Raw genomic sequence first — 11,690 nt, 5'->3', positions numbered from 1 at the left:
GTTTTGGAATAGTCAATTCCAGGCTATGAAAAATATTTTTTTCTGTATTAATTAATTTTGATAATTGTTGATAAAAAATAGCAACCTGAATTTCTTCAGAAATAGCTGTTTCTTGAATATATAATCCAGATTGTAGATATGCAGGTTTTTCCCAGTAGATCATAAAATGATTTTGATCGACTTGGTAATTCTTGGGCATATAGTTAAACCATAGCTTTTCATATTTTGGAATAATATCCAGATATTCAGATAGTTGTCCACAAGAGTTGGCAATATATGCAACTATTCCTATATGGTGAAATTGTACCATTGAACCTATATCCAGACCTAAGCCATCAAATTTATATTGTCTATGAATCCGTCTTAATTTTTTTAGCCATAATCCAAAGGGAATGCGTTCATTTAATTTATATTGTTGGTTTACTGGTGAGTGAATATGGTTAAGTCTGCAAAAATCATCTAATAAATGTGCCATACCTCCCCCGACACTTTTTATTTTAAAAAATGATTTCATAACGTCTCCAATCATTTATTGGATTTAGTTCTATTTGTTTTATCAATGAGTCAAAAGGTATCATTTATGGAGACAGATGACGTTATTTATAAAACAGAAATGCTTTGCATAACATATTGAAAATATGCCAGTATTTTGCATTATGTTTTTCTGGGATTAATTAGAAAAGATCATAAAATCTCAAACTTTAATTTAAAAGTGATGCTTTTGATCTTTATTGATGAATTTTCAAGTTATTTGAAATTCTTAAAACATTGCATCTATTGAATCAATCGTATTGAATTGAAAATTGTGCATTTGCATTGGCAATACCTGCCGTTGCCTGCCCTTTAGTCACAATATAATTTGCATAAAATAGTGCTGAAGCATTTCCATTGTTATCGACTTTAAAAATTTCGCTTTTTTTACCTAAAGCTAATCTTTTTTTATCATGATCACGAATTTCAATAGCAATATTTTCTGCTTTACTTGCTGTATCTTCTATTGATAAAAGTTCAATATTTTCAGTGTCTTTTGCTCCATCAAAAGTAATAGTAATAGAACCATCAGGAGGGCAATTACTCATTTTGAATTGGAACGGAACAGGAGTTGATTGATCTCCTACCGTACTTAAACTTTTGCTACTGACTGAACCCAGGCGGACATATTTTTCTTGTTCAGATTCCAGTACACCACATGTTGCAGTTGTTACTACACCATAAAGTTCAATATTCACGCGCCCTAACTCAACAGAAGTATCTGCAGCAAAAGAAAAAGTTTGGATATTTAAGCAGCTTATCAGCATTGATCTCATTATTACTTTTGTTATATTTTTCATTTTATTACCTACTCAAAATCCACTCGAAGATAGCCTCTTGATCGGAATGGTCCTATGGCAGGAGTATTTCCTGTAGTGCTGACAGGCCAAGCCTTGATCGTTACATTTGCCGGTTGTTGATGGAGATTAAAGGGAATAACACTATTGATGTTATTGGGTAATAAAACCCGATCATTTTGGTCAGACAGTTTAAAACCGATATCCGGGTTATCCGATACCATCACATCATTGTTTGCCTTTTCTGCTTCAAGGCGAAGAGTTAAAGTTGCTTGAGCTTCTATATTGTTACATTGGATTGCTAATGTCCGGACTTGCTTGTTTACATTGGCTGGCTTGTTTCCGGGACCAGCCTGTCGGAATGCATAAGCTGGAATGTCGCCAAAATTGATCTCGAGTACATCACCAGTATTGATTTTGCAGCTTTGAGGAACGGTAATCGAGCCACTATAACTGATTCTATAAACCGGGATATTTAAAGGTTCACCTGCACCAGTCGTGATATATACGGTGAACATGGTTTTCTTGGGAATAGGAATGAAATCAATGAATGGTTTAATAACCTTGATTCTAAAAGTAAAATTGGAATCCCATATACCAAAAGGTTCACCTGTACTAACATTGGGATCCCTCCCCATTTGGATATAATTTGCTGGAGGGTAAAAATCGCCTGCATAGCTATCGGTAATTTTCATGGCGCCAACCAGATATTCATTGATTGGTAAATATTGAAATCGGTCAACATTTTCTACAACAGGTAAATCAGTGACATAACTACGTTTGGTTCTATTGTTACTGATACTTGCACTATGAACAGGGCACCTGCCATAAAGCTGATTGGTGAAGTTTTTTTTCAGTTCAACAATTTTGCCCACTGCATTGTTGGAACTATTGAAGCTGTTAGAAAGGTCATAAAAAACCTCATCAACTACACCTTGTCCTTTACTGTTCCAACAGACAACAGCAAATGATTTTGCAGAAGTGAGTAGCAATAATGTGGAGATTAAAAGTTGATATTTCATGTTATCTCCTCCTATTTACATTCAAGATCGAATTGAACGATAGGTTGGGTTAAGTCCATCTCGGATATGTCATAACTGGCAAGACATTTTTCATCCTCAGAAACTCCCCAGCGAACTTCTAGATTGCCTTTAACAGGTAAACCTGTGAGATAGGTGCGACCATCATCAGCGACGATTCCCCGAGCTGAACTGTTACTTTCGACAACACTACTTGCATAAGGTGCAAATTTTCCGAGATGAGAAAGGGTGATGAGGGCACGTACTCCAATGCTGGTGTTAAATGTTGCTCTTGAGATTGCTCCTTTGATAGGCACAACATTTTCGACATTATTGTTGATTTCCAGATTGTTGCTAAAGGTATTTGAATTAAGTGCGATACGATTGGCACGATATTCTGTTGCATACGGGACGATGGCATATCCACGCCAATCTGTCCGAACACCGGTATAGTTTTCGATATTTACGTTTTTAGCACCTGGGGCTTTAATCAAAATGGATGTGGCACCTAAAGGCTGTCCAAAGGTAATACCATCACGATGTGCCAAAATGCCGCCTGATGCATTATAGGTAAACTGGTTCGAGTTCTTTTCATAACTATAGCCAGCACCGACTGTTCCATAACGGCCATCATAGTTTAATGTCACTGAACCTATATCTCCTTGTCTACTTACGCGTCCTTGATTAAAGCTATAGCTCAAATTGCGGTCTTTAAGTAAAGTTCCACTTAGCCCTGCCAGATAAGACTCATTACCATTCGAGTTTTGAGTGGTTGAAAATGTGGTATAGGCATTTTTGATTGGACTGTCAGTAAAGTTGGATTTTGGCCACAATTTATCTAAAGGAAAGGATAGATTCATTGCATACATGGTTTCACTTTCTGTAAGTTGTGACAGTTTGTTGTGACTTATTGAGAAAGAGTAATTAAGGGCTTTCCATGAGTTGGCATAACCTGCTTGTACCCATTCATTTCTTTTATTGGTTCCCCAGTAGGTTTGCTGATTTCCAGAAACAAATAAAGAGCCATATTTTCCAAGTGAGTGGGAAATATTGACTTCAAAACGACCCTTTTTGGAGTTATACAAGTCAAAGTAATCGGTGATGATCGGCGTATTTGCCTGATTACCATCCTGAGTGTGGGAAGTATGGTAACCACTCATACGGTTATAGGCTACATCATTTAAGGTATAGAATCCTTTAGTGGAGTAGCGGTAACCCAGCAGTTGAAAAGTTGTACCAGAACTTAATAATGATTTTGAATAAAGAAAACGTAGCGATTGACCACTGTGTGAAGATTGGTCGGCAAGCTCGCTGTCAGCATGGGTAAGGTCAAAAGACAATGCACCATAGGTTCCCAGGTTTGCACCCATTCCTAAAAGTGCACTTTTATACTTATCGGATAACTGGGTCCCAGCGTAAACGGAGAAGCCTTTTTGGAGTCCATGAATCGCTGTGGCTTGAACAACTGTTGGACTATCTTGAGAATCAAGTCCACTACGGTATTCTCCAGCAATAATGCTATATTTGGTGCGACCCTCACGTTGGAAAATTGGCAAACTAGAATAAGGTACAGTAAAACTTTGTACAGACCCGTCATTTTCTTCAATTGTCACTAACAGATCGCCACTAATTGACGTTGGATTTAAGTCCTGTATCAGAAAGGGGCCAGGGGCAACATTAATTTGGTGAATAACATAGCCATTTTGTTTGATCACGACTTTTGCGTTGGTTTTAGCAACACCACGAACTGTTGGTGCATAACCTTGCTGACTGTCTGGGTACATGGCATCGGCTGTTGATAAATGCACGCCACGAAATCCAAAACTATCAAAAACTTCACTATTGCTTGAACCATCACCAACGATTAATTGGCTTTTTAATGGAATAATGGTTTTTTGTAGGTAGGTATTTAAATTATTCCAGTCATTGGATGATTTTCCATGACGTGAGTTATGATTCCAGCTACTAGAATGTCTAAATTGCCAGGAGCCAAGATTGAGTCCATTATCCAGTCTTAGAAAGACGCTGTCTGTATCAGTTTTAGAGTTGTTATAGCCTGATAGATTGTAGTTTACAAACATCCCGTTAATACCGGAATCCCACTGGTCTGGCGGGATATAGCCCCGGATCTGATTACGTAAGGATGCTTGCGGTAAGCTAATATGTAACTTCTGTTTATCAAACTGGAACTGACTGTTTGCACCCTCAATAATTGAAATAAAATCGATGCATTGTTGATTTGGGTCAGACAGAGCTTGATATTGCCCCATATTTACCCCAAAACTTTGCAACGTTTTACTGTCTAGACAAGGCAATAGACCTGTACGGTCTTTAATGTCAGTTTTCTCAATAAAGTTTACATCACGGGTCAGAATATATTGATCATTCACGTAGATATCAACGCGATAAATACCAGGGAGTTGATGTGTCGATTTTTCAAATCGCGTTAAATCCGAGATTTGTGAATGTGATAAATCATCTTTCAAAAAAGCAGGGTTAAATACCTGCTCAGCATGAGTTACTCTAGTAACAGCCATTGAGATCAGTAAAGTAACAGCTAAGCCATAAGGTACTAGCCTGATATTTTTTCTAATACGTAAAGTATTAGATGGCATTACAAATCGAGTACTCATGGTGATTAATTCAGTTCTAAATTCGTTTTTGGAGTTAAACCGCCATAATCATTTACTGTTTGATAGCTGAGTTTATTGCCAGCAAGTTTTGAAATTTTTGTTTCGGCAAAAGGGGCAGCCATAATATTCGGTAGTTTTGTGTTGTCGATATAAACATTCACAAAAGACACATGATATGGAGATGCGTTATTCACAACTACGCCTTGAGCGGATTTTGAAAATTTAATATTTTCAAGGGCTGCCTCAGGCTTCATTTTTAAGTTATTAGGTCGAATAAAAAGTTTGATTCGGGATAAAACAGCCAGTTGTAAAATATTTTTATCCACCAGGTCTGCTTTATCTATAGATGGAATCGCTTTGACGTTAATCCAGAAGACAGATTCACGATCTTGGGGTAATTGTGATGCAAGACTGACAATCCTGAGCGTGTTTTCAGTATTTGCTTCAGCTACAAAAAGTGGTGGAGTAATGAGAAAATCCTTAGATTTTTTTTCGTCAGAAGTTTCCACCCACGAGTTAATTAAAAAACGTTCTTTATTGTTGCTATTCACAATAGGCAAAGAAACCTGTTTAGCATCCATAGGATAGATGACACGTGTTGCCCCTAACGAGATACCACCTATGACATTATTATCGGCAAAACTATAGGGTGCTAAACATGCTAAGGTTATACTTAGAACGCTATTTTTAAATAAGTTCAATTTCATATAAATCCTTAAAATTAATTTATGGATAAAAAACAGAAATTAAAATATTCGAAGCTTGTGTAGATGCATTTGGATTACCCTGATTCAAAAAAATACCCATTGTATTTTTTGAAAAACTGTCATAATGAGAAGGTAAATCAATATGACGAATAAATTCTTTATTGGAATCTATGAAATCTAGACTTGGAATATTTAATTCATTGTTTAAGTAAATAACGTTTTGATTTTTTGCATCAAAGTAAAACACTCTTTTCAGAGGTCTATCCAGTTCAGACAAGCTGATGGTCAGGTTGTCATAAATGCCTACAGGGCATAACGAAAAATTAACATGTACAGGTAAAGTGGGAGTTTTAACGTGGATAGGCATGTTCTTCTCAACTAGAATTGAGCAGCCCTGATTTATTAAAACTCCCTGAAAATGAGCTCTTCCACCAAATACGTAGCTTTCAGCAAAGCTATTGGATATCACCAATATACCTATTGTAAAAACCAGGCACTTTTTAAAGATGAAATAGATGCTCATATAATCAATCACTTATCTTTGTAAATGATTATTCATATTTCACAACAAAAGTAGCATCTGCATTTGCCTGACCAGGTGTAGAAGCACCAGTTGCCACATAGCGAGCGCTAAATTGAAGTGTATTGTCACCTTCGATTAATGCTTTTGGTGTAGAAAAATCTGCACCGCCAACACCTAGAATTTTTGATGCATCATCAGCAATTTCAATACCTACATTTGTTGCAGCTGTAGAGTTCGTTCCGCCAGCAGAAACAGCTAATAAGTTTGCATTAGATGCAACTGATTGACCATAAAACGAAACTGCAGCAGTTGCTTGCACTTTTGGATCACAGTCAACAAGTTTGATTTGGAATGGAACAGGAGTTGTTTTATCTCCAGCAACGGCTAGGCGAGCTGTACGATATTGACCTAGGTCAACTGTTTGATTTGTTGATTCAGTGCTAACAGCACATGCTGCATTTACGATTTCACCAGTAAAATGAACAGTACCACCATTCACAGTTACAGGATCAGCTGCAAGTGCAGAAGTTGAAATAGCTAATGCTGATAATGCTGAAATGCTTAATAAACCTAATTTCATAGTAAAACCCACATATTTTTTAAAGATCATTTTTTCGAATTGTCTTTAAAGTTATTGAAAACTATTTTCAATAAATCTAATAAACTGTATTTATTCGTACTTTTTTAATAATTAAGAACTTATTAAAAAAAATACGTCAATATTGTGATGGGAATACAAGAATGAAACTTTGTTTTTTATACATAGTTAAGCTGTAATTAACGAACTTATGTTTATTTTTAATTGTGCCTAAATCATGGTTTTTGATAAGTAGCTATACTTGGCTGTAGTTCATACAGAGTGAGTATTTTTTTCATTAAAAATTTATTTTTTTACTTATTTGTTATCGGCTGTGAAATAGCTGGTTTGGGCTTTCAAATAAATGTTCACCAATAAATTTGAATATACATTGATTAGAAGATAGTCCTGACTGTATTTTTACATTATTGCAATCTAAAACAGTATGTTAGGATGGGATCTCTAACGTGTTGTACTAATATAAGATGTAACATGTCTAAAGAAAAATGATTTGTTTAAAGTATACTGAATCACTATGAATTAAAAGAGAGTTTCAGGTATTTTATTATCAGTTGTAGTATATATTTCGTATTTTTTGTCTTTACATTGTATGTAAATGGCAAACAATTCAAATTGCTCTCGCTGGTAAATCATGTCGAGAATTGGATTCATGGATTAAATGCAAATTTGTCAGGTAATTTTGAAGATTAACTAACATAATAGGCTATTGAAGAATCTCATTTAGAGAGACTCTTCAATAATTACTTTTTGTTTTCTGGTTTGATATATCGTATCTAAGGCCGCAAAAAATGCAGAACCGAATACCAGACATAACCCGGCCAAACATGTCATTGGCCAGCCACCATGATGCCAGGCATAGACTCCAAGGGCTGAACCACATGCACCACCAGTAAAGTAGGCTGTCATATAGATCGCGTTAATACGAGATTTAGCATCAGGGCGTAAGCGGAAAATAATACTTTGGTTACTGGTATGAACCATCGTCAGACCTAAACTGATCAAGCCATATCCGACAACATAACTTATGAGCCAGCGCTCTCCCATAAAAAGAAATAACCAGCTTAGTGCCAAAATACTAATACCGATCCATGTTAATGCTTTTGTATGACCCTGATCAGCGATTTTTCCAAACTTTGTTGTTGCCAAAGCACCAAATACACCAACTATAGTAACGGTACCTACCAGTACGTCAGGCAAATTAAATGGCTCTGATGTGAGTAAGACAGCAATGGTCGAAAAGAGGATACTCATTGCAGCAAATACAAAACCACCAACACAGGCACGATAAATCAAACGTTTTTCTTCTTTTAATAAATGTGCCATGGATTGAAAAATCCGGATATAGCTCATTTTAAATGTGCTGACTTGAGGTAATCTGGACTTAAGTAGAAAAGCCAAAGTTAACGTAAAAACCGAGCTTACCAGATAAATAACTTTCCAGTTAAATAGATTGGATAATAGCCCAGCCAAACTGGTTGAAAGCAATAGTCCAACCAATAAACCACTCATGAGAAAACCTACAACTTCCCCTGTTTTTTCTGGTTTAACTGCCATCGCAGCCAGAGGAATGAGTACCTGCGCTGCGACTGAAAATAATCCTGCAATTACAGTACCGATCCAGAGCATTGTTAAGTTGACAGCAAAACCACATAGCAGCAAACCAATTGCAGCCATGAACATTAATAATGGAATAAATTTGGTTTTATTGACGATATCACCCACTGGAACCAGAAACAGTAAACCTAAAGCATAAGAAACCTGTGCAAAAGTTACAGTTAAAGCAACTTGAGATTCAGGAACAGCAAAGTACTGTTGGATTGAATGAATCAGAGGCTGGCAGTAATAATTTAAACCGGCCATTAACCCGCAAGCAATCGCCATTAGCCAGAGTAAAGGTTTATTTTGGCTAATATCCTGATGAGAGCTCATAAAAACTTCCTTACAGTGGAGCTAAAAACAATACGCAGTTGCCTCAATTTCAACTTGCATACCAGGAATGGCAAGACAAGGAACAGGGATCAATGTACATGCAGGAAAATCATGCTGATTCCAAAGCTCCTGCATTTTTGTGATTAAAAAATGATGTTTTTTGGGCGTATGATCAACGATCAAGATTCTTAAGACTGCAATGTCATGTAATGAGACTTCAACCTCTTTTAAAACATGCTGAATATTTAAAAATGCTTGATGTACTTGTTCGGCAAAATCCAGGGAGAGTTGACCTTGTTTATTTTCACCACCTTGTCCTGAAATGTGAAGTACACGTAAGAAGTGTTTCACTTCAGCCACGTGACTATACGCAAATGGTTTCGGGTTATAAAGAGTATTTGGGTTAATTAATCTAAACGGTCTGATTTTTTGTTGCTCTGTAACTTCTATCGGAAGATTCATTGTTTTTACCAGTAGTTTTATAAAAAGTTTTGATAGTATGAAAGCTCAAGTTAACTTGAGGTCAAGGAAAATGTCAGATAAGGAATTACATCAATGGATAACTGTTGGTGACCTGGCAGAACGCAGTGGTGTTACTGTCGCTACGATTCGTTTTTATGAAGAAAAAGAGTTGATATGGAGCACCAGAACTCAAGGTAACCAGCGCAGATACCAGCGAGCCATGCTACGCCGTGTCGCAATTATAAAAATGGCGCAACAAGTGGGAATGAGCCTGCAACAAGTCAAGGAAGCATTTGAGGTTTTACCAAAGAATAAAATTGCCACAAAAAAAGACTGGCAGAAAATGTCAAAGAAATGGCAGTCTGAATTAGATCAGCACATTCAGCAATTATTACAACTGAGACAACAACTGGATAAGTGCATTGGTTGTGGATGTTTGTCGCTAAAACAATGTCCTTTAAGGAACCCAGATGACCAGTTCGCACAAGAATCGGCTGGAGCACATTTTCAGGAAGTATTAATGACACTGTTAAATCCGCCGAAGTCTATACCCGAACAGTCAGATGATGAGTTGTGACTCGATAATTGATGCTGGCTTACCAACCCAGAATGGACGATTATGTTCTCCATGGCCAAACCATTGACATTCATAGAGCGGAATATCAAGCAAGTCTAGATATTCACTAACGATTTGATTGAGTGAATGGGGAACATTTTTTTGTGGACACTGATAAAAATCCCCTAAAATGACAGCACCCAGCTTTGATGTATCTATGCTTTGTAGCAGTTGAACCAGTGAACGTTCAATTCGGTAATAGGGTTCACCCACATCTTCAAGCATCAATATTGTTGGTGTGTTTAATTCCAGACTATATGGTGTGCCCTGTATGCTACTTAAGGTCGTCAAATTACCACCTAATATTTTCGCATTTTTAATGTCCTGACATGCCAGAGCTGCTGAGTTGACAGGACAAATTGCATAATGATTTGTATTCTTGTCTGATAACAGGCACAGTACTTCTAGTGCATCTGTTGATAGGGGTGTCCCTTCTAGGTTTTTACTGGCTATTTCTTGAAACACTGGACCATGAATGGCCTGACCACCTTTCCTGGCTATTTCATTCAGTAAAATGGTACTGTCTGAATAACCGATAATAGGTTTATTTAAAATCCAGTTATCCAGAAAAGGAAGAAGCTGGGCAGCACCCGTACCACCTCGTCCACACCAGATTAAATCTACGGACTCATCCAAAAAGGCAAGTTTTAAATCCTCAACACGATCTTCGACAGTACCGGCCAGATAGCGATATTGATCAAAAACATGTTCAGCCAAGGATACTTGATGTCCTAATTGCTCTAATAATTTTTTTGCGAGTTGAATCTTGTCTACATCGACACAGGCACTGGGAGAAACAATTTGAATATGCATAATTTTCCAAATCAATGTTCAAGTTTTTTCTTTGAAAGTGTGATCATCATGACACCAATGATATTTAAAATACAGCCTAACCATTGTAAAGGTGTCATATATTCCCCTAAAAATGAAACAGCCAATAAAATGGTCAAGATCGGGCCAATGGATGCAATCATGGCAGACTGAGAAGCACCTAAGCGTTCAATACTTTGCATAATCAATATTGTTGGAACGACAGTCACGAAAAAACCTAAGGCCAGTCCATACCACAGCACACTTGCCGGAAGCTGAGTAATGAGTTCAATCGGATGGGACGTTGCCAGAGAAAAGTGAATTAAAGTTCCGATACAGGCAACACTCAATGCCAGACCTGTAAAATTCCATGAGCCAAACTTTTGGATCAGTCTTGGAGTAAGTAATAAATAGCAGGCAAAAGCTATCGCTGCGGCAAATACCAGACTGATTCCCAGCCATAAATTACTTTGTGTTGGGGTATTGCTATGTTCCTGTAACATGACCAGAACAGTTCCGCCATAGCTTAAACAGATTGCAAATAAAGATTTTGCATTTAATTTTTGTTTATAAATGACACTTGAAGCGAGTACAGTCATTGTTGGATATAAAAATAAAATGATTCGTTCCAAAGATGCGCTGATATACATAAGCCCAGTGAAATCTAACCAGCTTGAAAAGTAGTAACCAATTAAGCCAGCGAGTACAAGTAACGCCCAATCTTTGCCTGTTGCATGACCATTATGATGTCGATTGAGCCAGGCGATAATGATAAAGAAGGGAAGAGCACTTGCCATTCGCAAAGCCATAAGCACTGTTCCATCTACTTGTGCTGATAGTGCATAGGCTTGTTTAATGAATATTGCTTTAGTGCTGAATAAAAAAGCTGAACATAATGCAAAGAGCGAACCAATTTGTGTTCTGGATAACGCAAGTTTCATGACACTCACTATATGTTTTATCTTGGATAGCTAGAATCAAGATATTTAGAAAGATCAAGTATAATTTTTTTTTGCCTGGAAAAAGATATGAAACACAAAAAACATATATAACTAAATTTAATAC

11 protein-coding genes and 1 pseudogene are annotated in these 11,690 nt (G+C 37.0%); 1 reads left to right on the top strand and 11 read right to left on the bottom strand.

Features of this window, described 5'->3' with window-relative positions; translation table 11 throughout:
• The 9 genes and pseudogenes from KPC_RS12695 to KPC_RS12655 all read right to left on the bottom strand — a co-directional run.
• Positions 1 to 514: pseudogene (locus tag KPC_RS12695) on the bottom strand (helix-turn-helix domain-containing protein); the annotation flags it as partial.
• Between the two features lie 268 nt (positions 515 to 782).
• A complete protein-coding gene (locus KPC_RS12690) occupies positions 783 to 1,331 on the bottom strand; it encodes a fimbrial protein (protein WP_121974730.1) in 549 nt (182 codons plus the stop codon).
• Between the two features lie 8 nt (positions 1,332 to 1,339).
• A complete protein-coding gene (locus KPC_RS12685) occupies positions 1,340 to 2,350 on the bottom strand; it encodes a fimbrial protein (RefSeq protein ID WP_121974729.1) in 1,011 nt (336 codons plus the stop codon).
• Positions 2,351 to 2,361: 11 nt separating this feature from the next.
• The gene (fimD, locus tag KPC_RS12680) at positions 2,362 to 4,980 is read right to left on the bottom strand and encodes an outer membrane usher protein FimD (RefSeq protein ID WP_121974728.1); all 2,619 of its coding nucleotides are present in this window, start codon (positions 4,978 to 4,980) and stop codon (positions 2,362 to 2,364) included.
• A gap of 5 nt (positions 4,981 to 4,985) precedes the next feature.
• Positions 4,986 to 5,687 carry a fimbria/pilus periplasmic chaperone gene (locus tag KPC_RS12675; protein ID WP_121974727.1) on the bottom strand — a complete coding sequence of 234 codons (702 nt, stop codon included), beginning with the start codon at positions 5,685 to 5,687 and terminating at the stop codon, positions 4,986 to 4,988.
• Between the two features lie 19 nt (positions 5,688 to 5,706).
• The gene (locus KPC_RS12670; RefSeq protein WP_227591514.1) at positions 5,707 to 6,054 is read right to left on the bottom strand and encodes a hypothetical protein; all 348 of its coding nucleotides are present in this window, start codon (positions 6,052 to 6,054) and stop codon (positions 5,707 to 5,709) included.
• Positions 6,055 to 6,238: 184 nt separating this feature from the next.
• Positions 6,239 to 6,790 (bottom strand): type 1 fimbrial major subunit FimA, encoded by a 552-nt coding sequence (gene fimA, locus KPC_RS12665; protein ID WP_121974725.1) that lies wholly within the window; start codon positions 6,788 to 6,790, stop codon positions 6,239 to 6,241.
• Positions 6,791 to 7,528: 738 nt separating this feature from the next.
• Complete coding sequence (locus KPC_RS12660; RefSeq protein WP_121974724.1) at positions 7,529 to 8,737, bottom strand: MFS transporter; 1,209 nt, start codon at positions 8,735 to 8,737, stop codon at positions 7,529 to 7,531.
• 21 nt (positions 8,738 to 8,758) lie between these two features.
• Positions 8,759 to 9,199, bottom strand: a complete 441-nt coding sequence (locus KPC_RS12655) for a RidA family protein (RefSeq protein ID WP_121974723.1) — start codon at positions 9,197 to 9,199, stop codon at positions 8,759 to 8,761.
• Positions 9,200 to 9,269: 70 nt separating this feature from the next.
• On the opposite strand from KPC_RS12655, the gene soxR reads away from it, so the two are divergent.
• Complete coding sequence (soxR, locus tag KPC_RS12650) at positions 9,270 to 9,776, top strand: redox-sensitive transcriptional activator SoxR (RefSeq protein ID WP_121974722.1); 507 nt, start codon at positions 9,270 to 9,272, stop codon at positions 9,774 to 9,776.
• On the opposite strand, the gene KPC_RS12645 is transcribed toward soxR, so the two are convergent.
• Positions 9,759 to 10,628, bottom strand: coding sequence for an LD-carboxypeptidase (locus KPC_RS12645; RefSeq protein ID WP_121974721.1), 870 nt, complete (start codon positions 10,626 to 10,628; stop codon positions 9,759 to 9,761). The genes soxR and KPC_RS12645 overlap by 18 nt on opposite strands.
• Positions 10,629 to 10,639: 11 nt before the next feature.
• The gene (locus tag KPC_RS12640; RefSeq protein ID WP_121974720.1) at positions 10,640 to 11,566 is read right to left on the bottom strand and encodes a DMT family transporter; all 927 of its coding nucleotides are present in this window, start codon (positions 11,564 to 11,566) and stop codon (positions 10,640 to 10,642) included.
• Positions 11,567 to 11,690 lie beyond the last annotated feature (124 nt).

Source organism: Acinetobacter stercoris (assembly GCF_900323515.1).
Classification (GTDB): Bacteria; Pseudomonadota; Gammaproteobacteria; order Pseudomonadales; family Moraxellaceae; genus Acinetobacter; species Acinetobacter stercoris.
This window is presented reverse-complemented; position numbering and strand designations above follow the sequence as displayed.